Origin of the sequence: Anaeromonas frigoriresistens (assembly GCF_016820655.1) — a bacterium.
Taxonomy (GTDB): Bacteria; Bacillota; Clostridia; order Tissierellales; family SIT17; genus Anaeromonas; species Anaeromonas frigoriresistens.
In genome coordinates, this window is record NZ_WSFT01000036.1 from 52,824 (window position 1) to 76,523 (window position 23,700).

Sequence of the window (23,700 nt, forward strand, 5' to 3'; positions counted from 1 at the left end):
AATAATATTCTCCTCTAAAATGAATAATAACTAAGAGTGTATTTATCATTTAATGAGAGGAGATATTATTATGAGTACAGTTCTATATATTAAAGCAGACCCAAAAAGAGAAGATGAATCAAACACTATAATGCTTTCAAACGAGTTCATAGAAGAATACAAAAAACATAATCCAAAGGATGAAATCATTACCCTTGATTTATATGAAGAAGGGATTAAATTTTTAGACAGAGAAATGGTAGATGGAATGATTTCAGGAGAATTAAATGAAGTATATGAGTATGCTAGACAATTTGCTGGAGTAGATAAATATGTTATTTCAGCACCTATGTGGAATATGAGTATACCAGCTATTTTAAAAGCCTATATTGATTATGTAGTATATTTAGATATTACATTTAAGTATACAGATCATGGGGCAGTAGGTTTATTAAAGGATAGACCTAGAAAAGCTATCCATGTAGTTTCTAGGGGAGGAGAATATAGCTCTGGTAAATCAGCAGATCATGAATTAGGAGATAAATATATAAGAACTATACTAGGATTTATGGGAATTGATGATGTAAAAACACTAAAACTAGAATTAACTAATGTATTAGAAGCCGAAGCATTAGATGAGGCTATATTAGAAAGTCATGAAGAAGCTAGAAGAATGGCAAGGGAATTCTAATTAAATAGAACTTTAACCTAACTATAAAATAGTTAGGTTTTTTATTTATACTTTTTTATATTATGGTAATACTTAATAAAGAAAGAAATTTAGGACTATAGACTCATATAATTTAGATATAGTTAATATACTTGTACTATATAAGAATGATAGGAACAACAAAAGCATAGGGGGTTGATTTAAGGGTGGGTTACCTTTTAGAAAAAATATTATATATTAATAAAAAACAATCTGAAGAAACAAAGATATTAATTGCCTATAGGTATTTATCTTTAATAGTTACTTCTCTATTTTACATATTTAGCAATACCGACCATAGTTTTAATAAGAGAAGTTTTATTGTGGCTTGTATATTTATATCCTCATTTATACTTAACTATTTGTATATTAAAAATAGAGAGTCAAAAATACAAATTAAATTCTTAGTATTAATAGAGACAATAGGAAACTCAATTATTTTAATCCCATCCGGGGGAATAAATAGCCCCTTTGTATGGTACTCATTAAATACTATACTAATAACCTCAATAGAGTTAGAAAGACTATATAGTTGGATTAATTTATTTGTTTATTTATTTGCTTCTTTAGCGATATCAGACATTTTTATAACTACGAATACAAGAAGCTTTATGGGTCTAGTATGGGAAGAGTCAAATTTGATTTTAAGTTTAGTGCTTATAACGGCTCTGGCTAGATTTCTATCTAAATATATATTAGAAATTAAGAAAAAGAGCAATAAACTTGAGAACACAAATAAACAATTACTATTGGCCAATGAAAAAATAAAGGAATCTATGAATTATACAATGGAACTTTATCATGCGGTAGAGTTGTTTTCTCACCAAAAAGATAAAGAAAATTTAGTAGACCATATAATCAATTATACTAAAAAGATAACAAAATCTTCTCAGGTTATATTTAGTATATATGGAGGATCTAATGATGAAGTAGTAATACATACTGAGGGAATAGATAATATCTTTTTAGAGAAGTTAAAAGTTAAAATATTAGATATAAACAACATCGAGGTAGTACCGCAAATTCCCATAGAAATAAAGATAGAGAATAATACATATCTTTTTTCTTTGATAAATTCTCATGATAAAAGTTACGGTGTATTAGGGATAGATACTACAGATATTATGAAAAATGATATTAATGATTTGTATTATCAACTTAAGTTTTTATCTGAGTTAACTTCAATAGTTCTAGAAAGATTTGAGCTAGATGAAGTGAATGGAAGACTTTTAAAAGCTGAAGAACAAAATAGGATAGCCAGTGAGATACATGATGGTGTGCTACAAAGACTATTTAGCATATCCTGTGGCATATTTACTTTAATGAAAAGAAAGAAGAAAGCCCCTAATGAAGATATCACTGAAGAGTTAAACCAGATGAGAAGCTCTATAGATGATACCATGAAAGAATTAAGAAAGACCATATATGGACTTAGCTGGAGTAAAGAAGGATCAGATAATTTTATTTCAGATATAAACAACTATATAGATGAAATTAAAAGGTTAACTACTATTAATATTAAATTTAAAGTACAAGGAAAGAGTGAGGTATTATCTACACTACATAAAAAAGCATTTTATAGAGTAATTAGAGAAGGGATAAGTAATGGGATTAGACATGGAGGGGCAAAAAATATAGATATTAATCTATATATATATAGACAACAAACTCTGCTAGAGATAATAGATGATGGGACGGGTTTTGATATAAAAGAAATTAGAAACAAGAAAGATAAAGGGATAGGGATAGAGAATATGTATCATTTAGTTAATTCGCTTAAAGGACAAATTTATTTTGATAGCATAAAAGAAAGAGGTACTATCATAAGTATTAAGGTACCTAATGTACATGTTATTGAAAGGGAGGAAGTTGTGTGAGAGTACTTGTAGTTGATGATCATCCATTAGTTAGGAAGGGGATATCTGCAACATTATCCTTTGAGGATAAGATAGAGAAGGTTAAAGAAGCATCAAATATAGATGAAGCAATAAATATATTAACTACTGAAAATATGGAGATTACTATAATAGACTTGAATCTTGGCAGAGAAAATGGTCTAGAGATAGTTAAAAAAGCTAAAACTAAAGGAATAAAGACTAAATTCATTGTATTAACCTCATCATCAAAAATAGAAGATTTTAATAGGGCTCAATCTTTAAATGTAGATGGATACATATTAAAGGAAGCCTTTGCAGAAGATATTATCTATGGAATTCATACTGTAGCAAGGGGTAAGAAGTTCTTTGATCCTGAAGTGATCAAATATCAAATGGGTAATCAACATAATAAAGAATTAGATGGATTAACTCCTAGGGAAAAGGATGTACTAGAAGAGTTAGGTAAAGGACTCAGCAATATAGAAATAGCCCATCATCTCTTTATATCAGAAAGTACAGTGAAAAAGCATGTAAGTAATATATTATCAAAATTACGACTAAGTCATAGAACAGAAGCAGCATTGTATGTGAATAATACATTAAATTTTGGACATTAGGATTTAAAATAAGATGAGGTGAAAATATGGCAAAGAGAAGGAGCAAATTTAAATCTAAGTATATTTTAGTTATAGTGGTTATAGTACTAATGAACTTAGTGGGTGTAAGCTATGCCTATTGGACGGATAGGTTAGAGATTGATGCAAGAATTAATACTGCATCTATGAATGTGGAGTTTGTAAAAATAGGGAATGTTAAAACTGCTCCACAAGGGAACAGTGATAAAGAATTAAATTTAGATATAAGAGATAAGGATGGAAAAGAAAATAATCATCTACATATTTCAGGGACTTTAAAAGAAAATCAAAAGGGATTTGTGCAATTTGGTATATTCAATAATAGCTCTATACCTGTAAAATATACAAGATCACAGCAAGAATATAAGGATTTCCAATTTGATAATGGACTTAAAGTAAGAGTAAATCTCCAATCTCCAAAAATTGAGCCAAAAAATAAATTGTTACCACCAAATAATAATAGTAATATTGGAAATCCAAAAATACAAATAAATTCACCTAAGTCTTCATTAGATGTTGGTATATATACTTTTGAAATAAAACTTCCATTTAATATTGCAATAGGAGATACTGAATGGACAGAGGATTTAATTGTAACTGGTAGTATAGAAATGATACAAGATGAACCACAAGTTCAATCAACCATTTCAGATGAAAATATTAATCCAAAAGAAAAACAACAAATGTCAAGTGAAGAAAATAAAAGTAAGGATAAAGTTTTAGAAAAAGATACTGAAGATAGTATAGAGGATACACAACAGAAAGAAAAATTAGATAATTCAAAAAACACAGAAGACTCCCAAGAAGATGGGAATTCCAATAGTAGTGACGATACTGGTGATAGTGGAGAAAATGGGTCTTCTGGTGAATCAGAAGAGTTAGAGGAAGATAGTACACCGAGTAATCCAGATGAAAGTGATAAACCGGAATAATATTAATTGGGGGACCAAAGATGATAAAGAGAGAGTATTTACCTACAAAGTCATCTAAGAAGAATTTCTTAATACTTATTATTACATTGCTCACTATATATTTTTTAGATAATAAATTTTTGGCTTCCTTTTTTGGTAGCCAAGTTTTTATGTATATATTTAAGCCTAGCCTTTGGATTGGAATATTAATTTTAATTTGGTTTTACCCGAGAGTTAGACCTAGTGAGAAATTAAGATTTAGAGGATTTACAAACTGGTGGGCTTTTAACTTTGCTATTATTTATATAGTCCTTACCTATATGGCAGGACTCGTAGATGGATTAGGAAAAAGTCCCTATGTTCATGATCCTGTTACATTAGCATCAAATCTATTTGCAGTAGGGGTAGCAATAGTTGGAAGAGAATTGATTAGAAACTATTTAATAAATACTTTAACTAAGAAAGAAAACTATACTTTATTTATTCTCGTAGCATTACTAATGACTATAACGAGTTTTTCTGTTAATAGATATATGAATATAGCTAATTTTCAAGAGGGAGTTATATTTACAGCTCATTATTTTGCTCCTGAATTTTCACAGAATATATTTCTTTCATATTTAGTATTTATAGGAGGACCTATACCAGCTATTATATATATAGGTATTTTACATAGTGTTCATTGGATATCACCTGTATTACCGGATCTTAAATGGATAACATCAGCTTTTATTGGAGTATTGTATCCATTATTTGCTCTGATGATATTTGAAGATATGTATAATAAAGAATCTAAAAAAGTAAAGAAGTCCCATGATAAAGAAGAAAGTCCGATAGGGTGGATAGTCACAAGCATGGTTTCAATACTAATAGTATGGTTTGCAGTAGGGGTATTCCCTATATATCCGTCAGTAATAGCAACAGGAAGCATGGAGCCTATGATATATCCTGGAGATGTAATATTAGTATATAAGGCACAGAGTATGGGAGATATAGAAGAATTAAAAGTGGGAGATATTATCCAATTTAAAAGAGATAGAATACTTATATCTCATAGGATAATGGAAATTAAAGAAAATGAAGAAGGACTGTTATATAAAACCAAAGGGGACAATAATTCTGGTCCAGACTCAGACTTAGTTAAACCAGAAGATATAAAAGGAAAGATAGTAAAGGTAGTACCAAAAATAGGCGTGCCTACACTTTTGATTAAACAGGATAAGAAATCAAGATTAGAGGGGATAGAATTTTGATCCATAGATATACGGGAGAGTAATCTCCTGTATTTTTTATTGTCTAGAATTATAGATATGGTACGAAAGTAGTAGTCCATATAATACAAAAATACTACATAAAAGCATACCTTTTGATGGCTTAAAAAAGCAAGATATTTCCTATAATTATAGATGTAATAATAAATAAAAAGGAGAGATGTAAAATGAAAAAAACAAAATTTTTAGCATTAGCATTAGCAGTGGCACTAATGACAATGGGAGCAGGTTATGCATATTGGACAGATACAATAGAAATTAAGAACACAGTGAACACAGGGCATTTAGATGTACATTTTGTAGACGAACATTCATTTAATTTTGATGAAGCACCATATGTAACAGGGAAAGTTTTATATTCACAGAGAAATTTAGCCAATACTAAAGAAGAAAACAACTGGGATGTAGCAAATGTTGAATTTAATAATATGTATCCAGGTGCATATGCAAAAGTTACATTAAAAATGGCAAACAATAGTACCATACCAGTAGGTATGGATGCTATTACCGATACTAGAAGTGCTGATTTTAATAATGTATTTGTACACCCAGGTGCAAGTCTTAGATTTTTTAAAGCAGATGGAACTCCTATAAGAGAATTTAGTGCAGATACTACTGAATATGCTAATCCTTGGATTCCTGATCAATTAAAGGACGCTGAAATTCCAGTAGGAGGATATGCAACACTTACATTTATGTTTAGAGCTAATGAAAACGCAAGAGAAGATGCAACATATACATTCAATCCTACAGCAGTATTTAAACAATTCAATGCACAATAAATAACCTTTTAAAATAAGTAGAGTGAAAACTCTACTTATTTTTTATCATTATCTCGAATAACAATGAATAGAATATTACATAGTATGTCCATAATCTAAAATAAGACTTAGTATATAAAAATACAGGGGGAATAGAGATGAACAAGAAACATATTAATAAAAAACTACGGTTAGGATTAATCGCAACTTCAATCATTATTTTAGCAATTATTTCATTCTTATTAATTAAAGGCTTAACCAACTCTAAAATCAAGGAAGAAAGTGTATCTTTATATGATTATACTATTAATCCTCAAGCAAATTATGAAGTGAAATTAAAGAATAATATGTTATTTCAACAAAGGACAATAGAGGAAGGCCAAACATATTTCGCTGAGTTTTTAGATACAATTGATACTACTTTTAATTATGAGTTTATTGGAGAAAAAGAAGCTGAGTTAAAAGGTGATTATCAAATAGTTGCAGTGGCAGAGGGATACAGTAAAGAAAATGAAGAAATTCAGACTTTATGGAAAAAGGAATTTCCTATAGGAAATAAAGAGATATTCAGTAAAAAAGCCGATACTTTATCAATAAATAAAAATATAAAATTTAATTTAACTGAATATAATAATTTTGCTAAAAGTGTTTCAGAAGCTGCAAAAACTAGTTCATATTCTAGGGTTTCAGTAATGATGAAAGTGAACTTAGAAGCTACAACTGCTGAAGGTGTTATAAAGGAAACTGCATCACCATCTATAGTTATTCCTTTAGAAGAATCTAGCTTCATAATAGCAAAAGTAGGAGTAGAAGAAAAGAAGAACAGTATTGAAGAGACAAGAAAAGTAGAAGTACCTTTAGCTAAGAGTTTTATTATTATCTACAGCATAATCATAGCTATGTCGTTATTATTACTAATATATTTGATTGTTTTCACTAAGAATGTTGTTGAAGTCGACTTACATGAAAAATACCTAGATAAAATATTTAAAAATCATGGCACTAGATTAGTAGCCCTAGAAAAAAATACAGACTCAACTTATGAAAATTATTATAAAGTAAGATCCATAGATGACTTGGTTCGAGTAGCTGATGAAATAGAAAAGCCAATAATGTATAGATATAGCTCTGATTTTCAGAATATAAAGGAATTTTATGTGGTAGATGATAGATCTCTTTATACTTTTGATTTAGAAAACTATATAAATAATTTAGAAAAAGATATAAAAAAGAAAAAATTGAAACCAGAAATAGTATAAACCATAAAAGCTTCACCTTTTCTTAAGGGTGGAGTTTTTATTTCTTCAAACCATATATTACTACACTAGTAATAGAATTATTCCTCTGATTTTAGGGTATACCAAAACTATAATACATGTAATATTATAAGAAGGTGATCATATAGAAAGTGAAAAGGAATTTAAAAGAGTAGGAACTCATCATGGAAGATTTCATGCTGATGATGTAATGGCTACAGCAATTTTAAAGGAAATTTTTGATATAGAACTAACTAGAACAAGAGATAAAGATATACTAAAGGATTTGGATATAGTTTATGATGTGGGTGGTGGAGAATTTGACCATCATGGAGTAGACAAGGTATACAGGGAAGATGGTACACCCTATGCTGCTTGTGGTCTAATATGGAAAGCGTTTGGAAAAAGAATTATACAATTTAAAGATAATACATTAAATGAAGAAGAAACAGAAGATATATATGGATATATGGATAGAGTATTAATAGAAGGAATTGATGCCTTAGATAATGGTGTCAGAATAGAATCAGGAGAGATACCTTTGATGCATATATCATCAATAATATCTGGGTTTAATCCTCCTTGGTTTTCAGATAAATCACAGGATGAATCCTTTAACGAGGCAATAGAAGTGGCTTCGTCAGTTTTTGATAATACTTTTAATAGGAGATTATCAGTTATAAAGGCTAAAGGTAATATTATAAAAGCCTTTGAAAAAAGAGATAATCCAAAGATATTAATCCTTGATACTTTCTCTCCTTGGGGAGAAGTTTTAAAGGAAGTGGATGAAAATGATGAAGTAGTATTTGTAATTTATCCTAAAGATGATAACTATGCTATACAGACTATTAGAGGTAGAGATGGCTCTGATAAGAAGAAACTACCTGCTTTTTGGGGTGGTAAAGAAAATGAAGAACTAGCCGAAATAACAGGAGTAGAAGATGCTGTGTTCTGTCATACAGGGAGGTTTATAGCTGTGGCGGGATCTATGGATGGTATATTAAATATGGCTGAGTTAGCCATAAACGAGCCAGAAGAAAGGGAAAGAAAAGAAAAAGGAATATTTAACTTTATCAAGAGATTATTTAACAGAAAATAACATCTTTAAAAATATCAAGGTACGCACCTTGATATTTTTTCTGAATATCTTGACTGTTTATGAATGGGTTTGATATATTACATGAGTGTTTATGAAATAAATTGAATGAAAATGATTGACTTTCAGAATATTATAAATTATACTTAATATAAAGAGGTGAATTCTAATGCTAACTGAAGAAAGACATAATATTATTTTAGATAAATTAAACAAAAAAGGAATAGTAAAGGTAAATGAGCTAGTTAAAGCTACTGATACATCAGAATCTACTATTAGAAGAGATTTAACTTATTTAGAAGAAATAAATAAGCTTAAAAGAGTTCATGGAGGAGCAGCCTTAGTAGAAGGAAGATACAATGAAGCTAGTTTTAAAGAAAAATTAATTCATAATCAGCAGGAAAAGGTTTTGATAGCTAAATATGCAGCTTCTTTAATAGAAGATGGAGATTGTATTTATCTAGATGCAGGAACAACTGTTTATGAAATGACTAAATATATAAATCAAAAGGATATTTTGGTAGTGACTAACGGTATAGACCATGTAGATCCCTTATTAGAAAAAGGAATCAAAGTTTATATATTAGGAGGTAAAATCAAATCCAACACTAAAGCAGTGGTAGGAGTAGATGCCATCACTAATTTATCAAGATTTAGATTTGATAAAGCATTCATTGGAATAAATGCTATTCATCTTGAGTATGATTTGACCACTCCAGATTCTGAGGAAGCTATCATGAAGGAAAGAGCAATAGAGCTTTCGGGAGAAGCTTTTGTATTAGCCGATCATAGTAAGTTTAATAAAATTAGCTCTGTGAAAGTTGCAGACTTAGATAAAGTATCCATTATAACTGGTAAAGAAAATGAAGAACATGATAAATATATACAAAAAACTGAAATGAAAGTAGTGACAGAATAATGATATATACAGTTACATTTAATCCAGCCATTGACTATGTTTTAGAAGTAGAAGACTTTAATCTGGGAAATGTAAATAGATCAAAAGATAGCTATAAATATCCAGGAGGAAAAGGGATTAACATATCTAGAGTATTAAATATTTTAGAGACAGATAATCAGGCTCTAGGATTTATTGGTGGATTTACAGGAGAATATATAAATAATTATTTAAGAGAACTAGGAATCCAAACTGACTTTATCTCTGTAGAAGGGGATACTAGGATAAATGTAAAGCTTAAGTCAGGAAAAGAGACAGAAATAAATGCTCCAGGACCAAATATATCCGAAAGAGATTTGGAAGCTCTTTTTAATCAGATTGATCAATTAAAATCTAAAGATTTTTTAGTATTAGCTGGAAATGTTCAAAAAACTTTGCCTAGAGATATTTATTCAAGAATACAAGCTAGGTGTATGGATAAAGACATAAAAGTAGTTGTTGATACTACTGGAGAAGCACTAATATCAACAATAAAAAATAAACCCTTTTTAATAAAACCTAATCATCATGAACTAAGTCAAATATTTGATGTGGAAATAGAGGATAGAGAACAAGCTATAATCTATAGTAAAAAACTATTAGAACTAGGTGCTCAAAACATTATTGTTTCCATGGGAGGTGAAGGAGCAGTATTAGTATCACAAGAGGGAATATACTATGGAGAAGCACCAAAGGGAATAGTGAGAAATTCTGTAGGAGCAGGAGATTCATTGATAGCAGGTTTCTTAGCCAAGTATTCTCAAAGTAAAGATACTATAGAATCATTTAGATGGGGAATAGCAGCCGGAAGTGCTACAGCCTTTTCAATGGATTTATGTTCTAAAGAAGAAGTAGAGAATTTAGTTAAAAGTATTAATATCAAGAAAATAAATTAAAATAAAGGGGAGTTAATATGAAAATCACAGATTTATTAAAAATGGACACAATCATTTTAGATTTAAATTCTTCTTCAAAAGCTAAAGTCATAGATGAACTAGTTAATAAACTAGATAATGCAGGAAGACTTAATAATAAACAAGAGTATAAAAAAGATATATTAAAAAGAGAAGAGCAAAGTACTACTGGAATAGGAGATGGAGTAGCTATACCCCATGCAAAGAGTAGGGCAGTAAAAACTCCAGCTATAGCATTTGGTAGATCAATAAAAGGAATAGACTTTGATTCTCTAGATGGTGAAGCTAGTCATCTATTCTTTATGATTGCTGCCAGTGAAGGAGCGCATAGTGATCATTTAGAAACTCTTTCAAGATTATCTACTTTATTAATGGACACTACTTTTAGGGCTGCATTATTAAAAGCAAATTCTAAAGAAGAAGTAATAAGACTTATTGATGAAAAGGAACAGTCTAAATCAAAGGATGAAGAAGTTGTAATTAAAAATAAAGGCAAATTATTAGCAGTAACTGCTTGTCCTACTGGAATAGCCCATACTTATATGGCGGCTGACTCTTTAAAAAATAAAGCAAAAGAAATGGGAGTAGATATAAAGGTAGAAACAAATGGTTCTACTGGAGTAAAAAATAGATTGACTAATGATGAAATCAAGAATGCAACAGCTATAATAGTATCAGCTGACACAAAAGTAGAAATGGATAGATTTGATGGAAAAGTAGTGATTCAAACTCCAGTGGCAGATGCAATTAAGAAACCAGGGGAATTAATCCAAAGAGGATTAGATAAAGATGGAGGTATATATATAGGAGATAATACCTCTGGATCAAATGAATCAGCAAAGGGTGGTAAAGGAATATATAGAAATCTAATGAATGGTGTTTCTAACATGCTACCTTTCGTTGTAGGTGGAGGTATATTGATAGCATTAGCCTTCTTATTCGACTTTAATAATGCAGGGGCCACAGATTATGGTTCAGGGAATGATTTAGCACAGTTCTTTATGAATCTAGGGAAAACAGCCTTTGGATTTATGCTACCAATTTTAGCAGGATATATAGCATTATCTATTGGAGATAGACCAGCTTTAGCTCCAGGATTTGTTGGAGGTGCTTTAGCAGCTAATGGAAATGCAGGATTTTTAGGAGCATTAGCAGCAGGTTTTATTGCTGGGTATTTAGTATTAGGACTTAAGAAATTATTTAGTGGATTACCTGACTCATTAGAAGGTATTAAACCAGTACTACTTTTTCCTCTATTTGGTATCTTAATAATGGGAGTTATAATGACATTTGCAATAGTACCACCAGTAGAAGCATTAAATACAGGAATAAATAATTGGTTATCTGGATTAGGTGGAGCAAATAAATTATTATTAGGATTATTATTAGGTGGAATGATGGCAGTAGATATGGGTGGCCCGGTAAACAAGGCAGCCTATGTATTTGGTGTTGCATCTGTGGCTGAAGGAAATGGGCACATAATGGCAGCAGTTATGGCCGGTGGAATGGTTCCACCATTAGGAATAGCACTAGCTACTACATTCTTTAAAAATAAATTTACTGTTCAAGAAAGAGATGCTGGTAAAACAAATTATGTTATGGGATTATCCTTCATAACAGAGGGGGCTATACCTTTTGCAGCAGCAGATCCAAAGGCAGTTATACCTTCAATTATAGCAGGGTCAGCTATAGCGGGGGGATTATCAGCAATATTTGGTGCATCATCACCTGCACCCCACGGAGGAATATTTGTATTTCCAGTAGTTACAAACTGGCTATTATATTTAGTAGCAATACTAGTAGGATCGCTAGTAACGGCTATATTACTAAATATCTTTAAGAAACCTGTAGAATCAAAAACAATATAGTAAAACTTATATAAGAAAAGGTGTAGAGGATATTCATGTCCCCTACACCTTTTAACTTTTATTGTAGATTTACATTATTAATAAATTTTTCAGAAAATTATTTTTTTCAAATCCTAAATTAGTGGTAATATTAATATATAGAGAAAAATAATAATAGGGAGGGGATATATGTGGCTATTGTAGAAGTGACTATTGTTCCTTTAGGAACAGAAAGTACATCATTGAGTAAATATGTAGCAGCATGTCATAAAGTATTAAAGGACTCGGGATTAAAGCATCAGCTTACACCGATGAGTAGTATAATTGAAGGGGATATGAATGAGATATTAGAAACAATAAAGAAAATGCATGAAGTTCCTTTTAATGAAGGGGCAATGAGAGTATCTACTCAGATTAAGATAGATGATAGAAGAGACAAAAAAGGCTCTATGGATCAAAAATTAGAATCAGTTAATTCTAAATTGTAGATAATAATCAATATATATTTTTAGTATAAAAAGATATTTACTTATAGTTATATAGGTGTTATGATAGAAGTACATAAACAATCGAATAGAGAATCAGGTTCAATAAGATTAAAAGGGAAAGAGGTTAAAATCCTCTGCAGCCCCCGCTACTGTAACCATAACGAAATCTCAAGTCCACTATTATTTAAGAATGGGAAGGAGAGAAAGTAGGATGATGGTAAGCCAGGAGACCTACCTGATTTTTAAAAAGTATACCTTCGGAGGGAGGGGAGTACTGGCTATATAGGTATTTATAGAATTAAACTTTGTTTAAAATATAACTATATATATTGATAGTCGTACATAAAATCCCATCTCGGAAGGTGGGATTTTTTATTTTGCACTTAATTAAAGATTATTCGGAGGGGATAAAAATGAAAAAGAAGTATTTAGTTTTAATTGGTTTAGTTTTAATGTTTATGCCACGATATGCAAATGCTATGCATATCATGGAAGGCTACTTAAGCCCTTTTTGGGCAGGATTTTGGACTATAGTTAGCTTGCCTTTTGTTATAGTCGGATTTAGAAAAATTTCTAAAATAGTAAAAGAAAATGGAAACAAAAAGATATTAATAGCACTAATGGGGGCATTTGTATTTGTATTATCTGCACTAAAATTACCATCAATAACAGGAAGTTCATCACATCCTACAGGAGTAGGACTTGGAGCTATAGTATTAGGGCCAGTTACAATGAGTGTAATTGGCATGATAGTGTTACTTTTTCAAGCGTTATTACTTGCCCATGGAGGAATAACTACCCTTGGAGCAAATACATTTTCTATGGGAATAGTAGGTCCTTTTGTAGCATTTGGTATTTATAAATTATCTGAAAAAATAGGATGGAAGAAAGAAGTATCAATATTTTTAGCAGCTTCACTTGGTAACTTAGCTACTTATACTGTTACATCTTTTCAATTAGCTGTTGCACATGCAGGAGCAAGTGAAGGAGTTATGCAATTGTTAGTTAAGTTTTTATCTATATTTGCTATAACTCAAATTCCACTTGCAATAGCCGAAGGTATACTTAGTGTTATTGTATATAATTTAATATCACAATATAAAGATGAAGGAGTTTTAGCTTATGAAAAAAACATATAAAAATCTACTATTATTATCTATAGTTATATTACTTATAATAGCGCCTATACTCGTAATAAAAGATTCTGAGTTTGCAGGTAGTGATTCTCTAGCTGAAGAAGCTATTCCTGAAAGTTATACTCCATGGTTTAAACCTCTTTGGGAACCGCCAGGAGGAGAAACTGAAACGCTTATATTCACATTACAAGGAGCTATAGGGACAGGAGTAATAGCATATTTCTTAGGCTATATGAAAGGCAAGACCAAAAATGTTAATAATTGATACATATGCTTATATAAATAAATTAAGATGTTTTAATGACGATTTAAAATTTTTATTTTTTACAATTATGATCTCTATAGCATTATTTGCAAATAATAGCTTTATACATTTAGCTATATTTTCTGTTATGAGCATTATTGTAACAATAATAGCTAAAATACCTATAAAAGTATATTTTAAAATGTATTTATTACCAATAGCTTTTATATTGTTAAGTCTAATAGCTTTTATATTTAGTATTTCAAATAATGATATAACAAGTTTATTTAGCATTAAAATCTCTAGTTTTTTTATAATTATAAGAGAAGATAGCTTAATACAAGCTATCTCTCTTATTACTAGAGCTTTTTCTACAATATCTTGTAGCTATTTTTTAATACTCACTACACCTTTTAATAGTTTAATCAAACTACTATTAAAGTACAAAGTACCAGTATTATTGATTGAACTTACAATGCTCACATATAGATTTATATTTATACTTTTAGAAGAAATATCAAAGATTTATAGAGCACAAGATTTAAAATTTGGATATAACACTATGAAAAATAGTTTTAATTCATTAGGGTTACTTTTAAGAACATTAATTGTTAGGATGATTAAAAGATATAAAGATATGATAGTTTCTCTTGAAAGCAAAAATTATGACAGTCAATTTTATATGTAGGTGAATAAATGTTAAAGACAGTGAATTTAAATTATAATTATGAAGATGGAAAAGTGGCATTAAAAAATATAAATATAGATTTAAATAAAGGAAATAAGATAGGTATAGTTGGAGGAAATGGTGCTGGAAAAACTACCCTCTTCTTAAGTTTAATAGGTTATCTTAAACCTGATAAAGGTGAGGTTATATTTAATGATAAAAAGATTAAATATAATAAAAAATCCCTTAGAAATTTAAGGAGAGAAGTAGGGATAGTTTTTCAAGAGGCAGATAAGCAGATATTTTATTCAAATACATATGATGATATAGCTTTTGGACTTAGAAATTTAGGGTATGATGAAGAAATTATAAAAAGAAAAGTTGATATAATAATAAATTTGCTTAATATAGAGGAATTCAAAGATAAACCAGTGCATTTTCTAAGTCATGGAGAAAAAAAGCGAGTTGCAATAGCAGGAGTTTTAGCATTAGATTGTAAAATAATTTTTTTTGATGAGCCTCTTGCAGGCTTAGATCCCAGTATGTCAGACAATATGATAAATACTATGAATAATATTGTAAGAGAAGGTAAAAAAACAGTTGTATCAAGCCATGATATGGATTTTATATATGAATATTGTGATTATGTCTATGTATTAAATAAAGGTAAAGTCATAGATGAAGGGATTCCAAGTAAAATTTTTTTAAATGAAAATACATTAAACAAAGCTAATTTAAAAGAACCTTGGCTTGTGAAAATTCACAAGAAATTAAATATGCCTTTATTTAAAAATGAAGAAGAATTATATAATTTTAAAAGAGAAAATATAAAGGGGTGATACTTTTGACAAAAAATATAATGATTCAAGGTACAGGATCTTCTGTAGGTAAAAGTATTATTACAGCAGCACTTTGTAGAGTTTTTAAAGAGGATGGATATAAGACTGCTCCATTTAAGTCACAGAATATGGCTCTAAATTCTTATGTGACTAAGAATGGAGAAGAAATGGGTAGAGCGCAAGTAGTTCAAGCTGAGGCTGCAGGGATAGATCCTATGGTTGAGATGAATCCAATTTTATTAAAGCCTACAAGCGAAGTGGGAAGCCAAGTTATATTAATGGGTAGAGTGCATAAAAATTTGACCGCATCAGAATATCGTAAAGAAGTGCCTAATATAAAAGGAATAGTTGATAAAGCATATAAAAAATTAAGTAATGATTTTGATGTGATTGTGATAGAAGGAGCAGGCAGTCCTGCTGAAATAAATCTAAGAGAGAATGATCTTGTGAATATGGGATTAGCTGAATTAGTAGACAGTCCTGTGGTTCTTGTAGGAGATATAGAACGTGGTGGTGTTTTTGCATCACTCTATGGAACTGTTATGATTTTAGAGCCTTCAGAAAGAGCTAGGATAAAAGGATTTATTATTAATAAATTCAGAGGAGATATTGAGATTCTTAAACCAGGAATTAAAATGTTAGAGGATAAAATTAATATACCTTGTCTAGGAGTTTTACCTTATTTTGATTTGAAAATAGATGATGAAGATAGTGTAACTAGTAAATTTACTAATAATAAAAATAATGATATTAATATTGGAGTTGTTAAGTTACCTTATGTATCAAACTTCAGTGATTTTACTCCTTTAGAGATGGAAGATAGAGTGAGTGTAAAATATATAACAGAAGAAGAAGGTTTTGAAAATATAGACTTGCTTATAATTCCAGGAAGTAAAAATACTATTAAAGATATGGAATTTATTATTAAATCTAGATTAGATCGTATTATTTATAAAAAGCATAAAGAGGGCATTCCTATTATAGGTATATGTGGAGGATATCAGATGTTAGGATATGAGATTCTTGATCCAAAAGGTATAGAATCTTCAATGAAACAAATTAATGGTTTAGGTTTAATGAAAACACAAACTATAATTCAGGAAGTTAAAGATACTAAACAAGTTAAAGGTATAATAGCAAATAACCCAATAAATAATCTAGAAATTGAAACTGAAATAATAAATGGATATGAAATTCATATGGGTCAAACCAAAAGATTTGATAAGTGTAAACCTTTTATAGAATTAGAAGATGGTAGATTTGATGGTGCAGTCAGTGAGACAGGATTAGTATTTGGTACATACCTTCATGGAATATTTGAAAACGATAATTTCAGAACGAAATTAATTAAACTCTTAATAGCTAAAAAAGGATTAAATATAGATTCCAAATCATTAAACTTTAAAGAGCTCAAGGATATAGAATATCAAAAATTATCTGAGACTGTAAGAAAATACTTAAATATAGAAGAAATAAAGAAAATTTCGGGACTTTATAGATGATAATGATCTGGGTGCTATTAATATCAACTATTCTAGACTATGTATTAGGTGATCCTTATTCTTGGCCCCACCCTATTATATTCATTGGTAAGCTAATATCCTTTAATGAAAAAAAGATTAGAAAATCAAAATATATTCCTTTAAAAATAGGAGGATTTTTATTAGTTATCATAACTTTAGTAACTGTGGTATTTATAATAAGTTTTATTCTTTATATAGCTAACAGAATACATCCAATTATAAATATATTCATAACAATTTATTTATTATATACGTCTTTAGCAGGAAGGTGTTTAGATAAGGAGAGTAAGAAAATATATGAAGCTTTACATAAAGAAAATATAGTAGAAGGTAGAAAATTAATATCATATTTAGTAGGACGGGATACAGATAAACTATCAGAAAATGAAATTTGTAGGGCAACCATAGAGACTGTATCTGAAAATACAATTGATGGAGTATTGGCTCCGTTATTTTACATGTTACTAGGATTTTTGATAGGTATGCCTGTTCAATTTGTATTTATATATAAAACAATAAATACCCTGGATTCCATGGTGGGGTATATACAACATCCCTATACTGAAATAGGATACGCCTCAGCAAAACTAGATGATATAGTGAATTTTATTCCAGCTAGAATAGGTAGCATATTAATGTTTATAGGAGGAAGTTTATTAGGTTATGATTGGAAAAATGGTTTCAAAATACTAATTAGGGATAGGAACAATCATAAAAGTCCTAATGCAGGCTATCCTGAAGCTACAGTAGCAGGTTTGTTAAATATACAAATAGGGGGAACGAATACCTACTTTGGTGAGAAAGTAGAGAAGCCAACTATAGGTGATAATATAAGTTCTTTAAGTGTAAAACATATCTTAGATTCAGTTAAAATTATGTATAGTAGTGAAATGATAACGGTACTTATTATGATACTTATTATGATATTTATTTCTTGATAAGGCTTTATGTAGGAGGTGTTTATATGAATAAACATGGAGGATATATTGGAGAAGAAAAGGATGAAGTTTTAGATTTCAGTGTGAATATTAATCCTTTGGGTCCTTCAGAGAAAGTAGTTAATAACTTAAAAGAATCTTTAAATGATATACATAGATATCCTGAAATTGACGGAGCTAAAAGCATAAAGCATATTGCTGATCAATTAAAAATTACAGAGAACTCAATAATCTTAGGGAATGGAGCAATTCAGTTAATTTATTTGTTCGCAAGGGCAATGAACTTTAAAAAGATATTAATTATTCAGCCTACCTTTAATGAATATGAAAGAGCATTTAAGCTAGCGGGTGGAGATGTTGAGTACCATATACTATATCCCAAATCTAATTTCATAATAGATATAAATAAATTAAAAGACAAGATGTATAGTACAAACCCGGATTGTGTGGTGCTTTGCAACCCAAATAATCCTACGGGAGTTTATTTCGATAAAGACTTTATAGAAGACTTGTTAAAAATATCAAAGGAAATGAATAGTTTTCTCTTATTAGATGAATCATTTGTTGACTTCTTAGAAAAGAAATCAGCTATAGACTTAATAGATGAGTATGATTTATTTATACTTAGATCTTTAACAAAATTCTATTCTATTCCAGGGATACGAGTAGGATTTGGATTAGGGTCAGAAAAAGTTATCAAAAGACTGTCAAAATATCAAGAGCCTTGGTCATTAAATACATTAGCATTAAAGGCAATCCCTGATATAATCAACGATCATAGTTTTAATAAAAAGACATTAGAGTGGCTTTATGAAGAGAGGCAATTCATGTTATATGAATTAAAAAAAATACGCTATATTAAAGTCTTTCAAACTTATACAAACTTCATTTTATGTAGACTTCGGAAAAGTAGTTCATATAAACTACAAGATTTATTACTAAAGGAAAAAATATATATAAGAACTTGTGAAGATTTTAATGGATTAGATAATAAATATTTTAGAATAGCTATAAAAAATAGAGAAGATAATATTAAACTTTTAAATGCATTACAAACATTAGATATAAATTAATAGAAATGAGTGATCATAATGAAAAGTTTAACTCTTGTAACCGGTGGAACAAGAAGTGGTAAAAGCAGCTTAGCTGAATCAATTGCAAAAGATAAAGGAGAAAAGATAGTTTATATTGCAACTGCAATTGCCTTTGATCAAGGTATGAAAGAAAGGATAAAAAAACATAAAGAAAGTAGACCGAATAATTGGATAACTATTGAACGCTATAAAAATTTTAATGACTTATCTGTAGACCAGTCCTTTATACAATCAGATACTGTGTTATTAGATTGTATTACACTTATGGTCTCTAATTTGATCTTGGAGAGTAATATAGATTTTGATAATTGTAGTATTGAAGAAATAAATGATTTAGAAAAAGATGTTTTAAAAGAGTTAGAAGATATGCTTAGTGTAATAGATAATAAAAATGTTATCTTAGTTACTAATGAAGTTGGAATGGGGTTAGTACCATCTTATAAACTAGGAAATATTTTTAGAGATATTGCAGGACGAGTAAATCAATATATCGCTAAAAAGTCTGATACTGTTTATCTAACCGTTTCAGGTATACCTATTAAAATTAAGGAATCATTATAAATGAAGGGTATTATGTTGCTCTTAACTTTTTTTACTAGAATTCCTATAAGAAAAGTATACTCATTTGATGAAGAAGAATTTATTAAAGGAATTAAATTTATGCCTTTAATAGGATTAGTTATTGGAGGATTTCTTTTAATAGCTGTGTATTTGGAAGAATATATTCATAGGCCTATTTTAAGTATTTTAATATGGATTATGTACATATGTTTAACCGGTGCATTACATATAGATGGACTTTCAGACACTATAGATGGTATATTTAGCAATCGAAATAAAGAACGAATGTTAGAAATCATGAAAGATAGTAGAATTGGAGCATTTGGAGTTATTAGTATTGTGACTTTATTAGCTTTAAATATATCTTTGACTGTATATATTCCTCTTAAATATCTCTTTATAATGCCAGTTGTAGGAAGAAGTTTTGGAATAATATCTTGTTCAATTAGTAAATATGCTAGATCTGAAGGAATGGGGAAATTGTTTATTGAAAACTGTGGTGCAAAAGAAGGAATAATAGCAATTATATTTTTGATTGTTTTTGGAATACCATTATATTCAGCTAAATTTATATTACCTATCGGGTTATGTTTTATCGCTACAATGTATTTCACTAGATTTTTTAAAAGAGTATTAGGTGGAATGACTGGAGATACGATTGGGTTTATTATTGAAATTACTCAGTCTATATTCTTAATAATTATTTATTTATTAAGAGGGTGGATGATATGAAGTTAATACTTGTAAGGCATCCTGAAACTGAAGCTAACTATCATAAGTTATATATAGGACAGACTGAATCTCAGTATACGGATAAAGGGAAAGCTCAAGTGGAAAAAATACTTAATGAAATTGATTATACTGTGGATGTTATATACACTAGTCCAATGTCTAGGTGTAAATTATTAGCTGAAGAGGTTAGTAAAAAACTTGGAACTAAAATTATGATAGAAAACCGTATTAACGAAATAAACTTTGGAGTATTTGAAGGTAAGGATTTTAAAGAAGTTAAAGAGTTATATCCAGATATATGGGAAAATTGGACAAGGGATTATATTAATTATTCTATTCCAAAAGGTGAGAGTCTGATTGATGTATACAGTCGGGTAGAAGAATTTCTAGAATCATTAAAAAATACAGAAACTACTAATATATGTATCACTCATGGAGGAATCATTCAGACTATAATAACTCTACTATTAGAATTGGATATAGATCAAAGATGGCATTTTAGGATATACCCAGGAACTATAGTAGAGATAAGTTATAACGAGAAATATGGTATTTTAGAAAAAATAAATAATACCTTTTGATAAATATAGTATTTAAGGGAGGATAGCCATATGAAGAATATCATGATTGCTGGGACTGCCAGTGGGGTGGGAAAAACAACTATCAGTTTAGGAATAATGTCAGCTTTATCAAAGAGAGGAATTAATGTAGCTCCATTTAAAGTTGGACCTGATTATATTGATCCTAAATTTCATAAATTTGTAACGGGTAATCCCTCTTACAATTTAGATAGCTGGTTATTAGATGAAGACACAGTTAAGTATCTATTCAAAAAAAACATGAAAGACAAGGATGTTGGAGTTATAGAAGGGGTTATGGGACTTTATGATGGGTTTGGAGTTGAAAAGGATATGGGAAGCTCTGCTCATATATCAAAAATACTTAAGACTCCTGTTATATTAGTGATAGATGGTAAAGGAATTTCCTTGAGTTCATCAGCTATAGTGTTAGGCTATCAAATGTATGATAAAGAAGTAGAAATTAAAGGGATTATTATTAATAGAGTGTCTGGAGAAAGGCATTATAATATATTAAAAACTGTAATAGAAAGAGATGTAGGTATACCTTGTTTAGGATATTTACCTTCTAACCTTAATATTAGTTTAAAAAGCAGGCATTTAGGACTTATACCGGCAAATGAAGTAATTGATTTACAAGAAAAATCTGATGAGTTAGCTAAAATCATAGAAGAAACTATTGATTTAGATGAAATTTTAAAGGTAGCTGAGACAAATATTACAGAGAATAATAAAATTGATAATACTATAAATGGAAAAAAGTTTGGTTTAAGAATTGGAATTTTTGAAGATGAAGCTTTTAGTTTTTATTATCAAGATAATATTGATTTAATGAAAAAAATAGGGGTTGAATTTATATCTATAAGTCCATTAAAAGATGAAGTTCTTCCTTTAGAGTTAGATGGTTTATATATTGGTGGAGGTTTTCCTGAAATATTCACAAATGAGTTGGAAAAAAACATAAGCTTTAGACAAGACTTATTAAGACGACTTCAAGAAGGATTACCTGCATATGCTGAATGCGGTGGACTTATGTATTTGACAAAATCAATAACAGATTTAGAAGGAAAAAAATATGATATGGTTGGATTCTTTGAAACTGATAGTCTCATGACTAAAAGATTACAGAGGTTTGGGTATGTGGAAGTTGAATATAATGAAAAAATCAGTATTAGAGCCCATGAATTTCATCGATCTAAAATACAAGATAACTCTAATATTGAATATGTATATAATGTTCAGAAGAAAAAGGAAGGTAAAAAAAATAAAGAATGGAAATGTGGACTTAAAAAGAAAAATGTTATTGCAGGATATCCTCATATTCATTTTTATAGTAATAATGATTTTTTGTATAACATGTTAGACCATTGGGAAAAAGTAAAAACTTTTGTATAGTTCATTAAATTTTAAAGGGGGATACATATGTTAAATCAGAAAGCTTATAACAAGAAAATTTCTACAACAAAATTAACTTATTCTGGTATGTTAGTAGCACTATCTGCGGTAGGGGCTATGATTAAATATCCAGGGACGAGTATTGCATTGGATTCAATGCCAGGTTTTTTCGCTTCATTATTTTTAGGTCCAGCCTATGGAGCTATAGTTGCTGCATTGGGACACCTACTAACAGCTACTACAAGTGGATTTCCATTGACTATTCCAATGCACTTAGTAATTACATTGGAGATGGCGGTAACAGCTTATATATTTGGTAAGTTGTATAAGAAAGGCTTCAGAATAATAGCTAATATTGTAGCAATTATACTAAATGGACCAGTTTCTTCTAGTATAGCAGCAGCTTTAGCTATACCCTTGGGACTACCATTATATGGATTGGGATTATTCTCGGTTATTATAATACCTTTAACAATAGCCTCTATCATAAATATAGTTTTTGCTACTTTATTATATGAGATTATTCTAAAGAACAGGAGATAAACTTTATATGAGATCAGAGCAATTTAGGGATTTGACATTTATAGATATAAATAAGGATCAAAAACTTGTGATATCCTGTGATTCTGCAGGAGCTATAGGAGAAAAAGAGAAAGATGTTATCACTGTGTCACCAAAAATAGTAGGTTATTTTACTGCTCATGTAGCATTGGCAGAGATCTATGCAATAGGCAGTAGTCCTATGACTATAATTAATACATTGTCAGTTGAGATGAATCCAACTGGGAAATTAATTTTAGAAGGGATTCAAGAATTGATTAAAGGATTAAATATATCTGAAGATATTATCGTAACTGGTAGTACAGAAGAGAATTTTTCAACACTACAGACAGGGATGGGAATAACAGCAATAGGTATTATAGATAAAAAGGAGTGGAAGTGTCCTTATACACCTAAGAATACTTCAATTGTGGTGGTGGGTATTCCTAAGCTAGGAAGTGAAATAAGAAAAGGTGATAATGAAATCATTTCATTAAATACTATTAAAAAGTTAAAGAAAATGGAGTTTGTTCATGAACTATTACCTGTAGGTTCTAAAGGAATTTTAGAAGAAGTAAAAGAAATGGCTAGGACTAATAATCTAAATTATCATATCAATGAAAATTCAACTATAGACTTATATAAGTCAGGGGGTCCATCAACTTGTTTGATTATATCAGTTAATAAGGATACTTATAAGGACTTAAATAAATATATACAAGAGCCATTTAATAATATTGGATATTTTTATTAGGTATAAGGATGATTAAAT

Annotated in this window: 25 protein-coding genes and 1 riboswitch; all 25 genes read left to right on the plus strand. The window is 29.6% G+C overall.

Annotated features, from left to right (window positions below; all coding sequences use genetic code 11):
* Positions 1-70: 70 nt before the first annotated feature.
* Complete coding sequence (locus tag GOQ27_RS08725) at positions 71-670, plus strand: FMN-dependent NADH-azoreductase (RefSeq protein ID WP_203366468.1); 600 nt, start codon at positions 71-73, stop codon at positions 668-670.
* A gap of 185 nt (positions 671-855) precedes the next feature.
* Positions 856-2,565, plus strand: coding sequence for a sensor histidine kinase (locus GOQ27_RS17485; protein ID WP_203366469.1), 1,710 nt, complete (start codon positions 856-858; stop codon positions 2,563-2,565).
* Positions 2,562-3,182, plus strand: coding sequence for a response regulator (locus tag GOQ27_RS17490; protein WP_203366470.1), 621 nt, complete (start codon positions 2,562-2,564; stop codon positions 3,180-3,182). The genes GOQ27_RS17485 and GOQ27_RS17490 overlap by 4 nt, the downstream gene beginning before the upstream one ends.
* 26 nt (positions 3,183-3,208) lie before the next feature.
* Entirely contained in the window at positions 3,209-4,132 is a 924-nt protein-coding gene (locus tag GOQ27_RS08740; protein ID WP_203366471.1) for a hypothetical protein, read from the plus strand.
* A gap of 20 nt (positions 4,133-4,152) precedes the next feature.
* A complete protein-coding gene (locus GOQ27_RS08745) occupies positions 4,153-5,364 on the plus strand; it encodes a signal peptidase I (RefSeq protein ID WP_203366472.1) in 1,212 nt (403 codons plus the stop codon).
* Positions 5,365-5,549: 185 nt separating this feature from the next.
* Positions 5,550-6,164: a SipW-dependent-type signal peptide-containing protein gene (locus GOQ27_RS08750; RefSeq protein ID WP_203366473.1), complete on the plus strand. Its 615-nt coding sequence runs from the start codon at positions 5,550-5,552 to the stop codon at positions 6,162-6,164.
* A 137-nt stretch (positions 6,165-6,301) separates the two neighbouring features.
* A complete protein-coding gene (locus tag GOQ27_RS08755; RefSeq protein WP_203366474.1) occupies positions 6,302-7,402 on the plus strand; it encodes a DUF5305 family protein in 1,101 nt (366 codons plus the stop codon).
* Between the two features lie 142 nt (positions 7,403-7,544).
* Positions 7,545-8,498, plus strand: a complete 954-nt coding sequence (locus GOQ27_RS08760; RefSeq protein WP_203366643.1) for an MYG1 family protein — start codon at positions 7,545-7,547, stop codon at positions 8,496-8,498.
* A gap of 166 nt (positions 8,499-8,664) precedes the next feature.
* The gene (locus GOQ27_RS08765) at positions 8,665-9,414 is read left to right on the plus strand and encodes a DeoR/GlpR family DNA-binding transcription regulator (RefSeq protein WP_203366475.1); all 750 of its coding nucleotides are present in this window, start codon (positions 8,665-8,667) and stop codon (positions 9,412-9,414) included.
* Positions 9,414-10,328 (plus strand): 1-phosphofructokinase, encoded by a 915-nt coding sequence (pfkB, locus tag GOQ27_RS08770; protein WP_203366476.1) that lies wholly within the window; start codon positions 9,414-9,416, stop codon positions 10,326-10,328. Before GOQ27_RS08765 ends, pfkB begins: the two co-directional genes overlap by 1 nt.
* 17 nt (positions 10,329-10,345) lie before the next feature.
* Positions 10,346-12,214, plus strand: coding sequence for a PTS fructose transporter subunit IIABC (locus GOQ27_RS08775; protein WP_203366477.1), 1,869 nt, complete (start codon positions 10,346-10,348; stop codon positions 12,212-12,214).
* A gap of 170 nt (positions 12,215-12,384) precedes the next feature.
* Positions 12,385-12,681 carry an MTH1187 family thiamine-binding protein gene (locus GOQ27_RS08780; RefSeq protein ID WP_203366478.1) on the plus strand — a complete coding sequence of 99 codons (297 nt, stop codon included), beginning with the start codon at positions 12,385-12,387 and terminating at the stop codon, positions 12,679-12,681.
* 78 nt (positions 12,682-12,759) lie between these two features.
* Positions 12,760-12,934: riboswitch (cobalamin riboswitch) on the plus strand.
* Between the two features lie 160 nt (positions 12,935-13,094).
* A complete protein-coding gene (locus GOQ27_RS08785; protein ID WP_203366479.1) occupies positions 13,095-13,820 on the plus strand; it encodes an energy-coupling factor ABC transporter permease in 726 nt (241 codons plus the stop codon).
* The gene (locus tag GOQ27_RS08790) at positions 13,804-14,082 is read left to right on the plus strand and encodes an energy-coupling factor ABC transporter substrate-binding protein (RefSeq protein WP_203366480.1); all 279 of its coding nucleotides are present in this window, start codon (positions 13,804-13,806) and stop codon (positions 14,080-14,082) included. The genes GOQ27_RS08785 and GOQ27_RS08790 overlap by 17 nt, the downstream gene beginning before the upstream one ends.
* Positions 14,069-14,749 (plus strand): cobalt ECF transporter T component CbiQ, encoded by a 681-nt coding sequence (gene cbiQ, locus GOQ27_RS08795; RefSeq protein ID WP_286673021.1) that lies wholly within the window; start codon positions 14,069-14,071, stop codon positions 14,747-14,749. The genes GOQ27_RS08790 and cbiQ overlap by 14 nt, the downstream gene beginning before the upstream one ends.
* Positions 14,750-14,757: 8 nt before the next feature.
* Complete coding sequence (locus tag GOQ27_RS08800) at positions 14,758-15,567, plus strand: energy-coupling factor ABC transporter ATP-binding protein (RefSeq protein ID WP_203366482.1); 810 nt, start codon at positions 14,758-14,760, stop codon at positions 15,565-15,567.
* A gap of 5 nt (positions 15,568-15,572) precedes the next feature.
* Positions 15,573-17,069, plus strand: a complete 1,497-nt coding sequence (locus GOQ27_RS08805) for a cobyric acid synthase (RefSeq protein ID WP_484477113.1) — start codon at positions 15,573-15,575, stop codon at positions 17,067-17,069.
* Complete coding sequence (cbiB, locus tag GOQ27_RS08810) at positions 17,066-18,028, plus strand: adenosylcobinamide-phosphate synthase CbiB (RefSeq protein ID WP_203366483.1); 963 nt, start codon at positions 17,066-17,068, stop codon at positions 18,026-18,028. The genes GOQ27_RS08805 and cbiB overlap by 4 nt, the downstream gene beginning before the upstream one ends.
* Positions 18,029-18,054: 26 nt before the next feature.
* Entirely contained in the window at positions 18,055-19,101 is a 1,047-nt protein-coding gene (gene cobD / locus GOQ27_RS08815; protein WP_203366484.1) for a threonine-phosphate decarboxylase CobD, read from the plus strand.
* A gap of 18 nt (positions 19,102-19,119) precedes the next feature.
* The gene (cobU, locus tag GOQ27_RS08820) at positions 19,120-19,683 is read left to right on the plus strand and encodes a bifunctional adenosylcobinamide kinase/adenosylcobinamide-phosphate guanylyltransferase (RefSeq protein ID WP_203366485.1); all 564 of its coding nucleotides are present in this window, start codon (positions 19,120-19,122) and stop codon (positions 19,681-19,683) included.
* Positions 19,684-19,695: 12 nt separating this feature from the next.
* Positions 19,696-20,415, plus strand: coding sequence for an adenosylcobinamide-GDP ribazoletransferase (gene cobS, locus GOQ27_RS08825; protein ID WP_252187788.1), 720 nt, complete (start codon positions 19,696-19,698; stop codon positions 20,413-20,415).
* Complete coding sequence (cobC, locus tag GOQ27_RS08830; protein ID WP_203366487.1) at positions 20,412-20,996, plus strand: alpha-ribazole phosphatase; 585 nt, start codon at positions 20,412-20,414, stop codon at positions 20,994-20,996. Before cobS ends, cobC begins: the two co-directional genes overlap by 4 nt.
* 30 nt (positions 20,997-21,026) lie before the next feature.
* Complete coding sequence (locus tag GOQ27_RS08835) at positions 21,027-22,388, plus strand: cobyrinic acid a,c-diamide synthase CobB (RefSeq protein WP_203366488.1); 1,362 nt, start codon at positions 21,027-21,029, stop codon at positions 22,386-22,388.
* 27 nt (positions 22,389-22,415) lie between these two features.
* On the plus strand, positions 22,416-22,931 hold the full coding sequence (locus GOQ27_RS08840) for an ECF transporter S component (protein WP_203366489.1): 516 nt from the start codon (positions 22,416-22,418) through the stop codon (positions 22,929-22,931).
* A 7-nt stretch (positions 22,932-22,938) separates the two neighbouring features.
* Complete coding sequence (locus tag GOQ27_RS08845; RefSeq protein ID WP_203366490.1) at positions 22,939-23,682, plus strand: AIR synthase related protein; 744 nt, start codon at positions 22,939-22,941, stop codon at positions 23,680-23,682.
* Positions 23,683-23,700 lie beyond the last annotated feature (18 nt).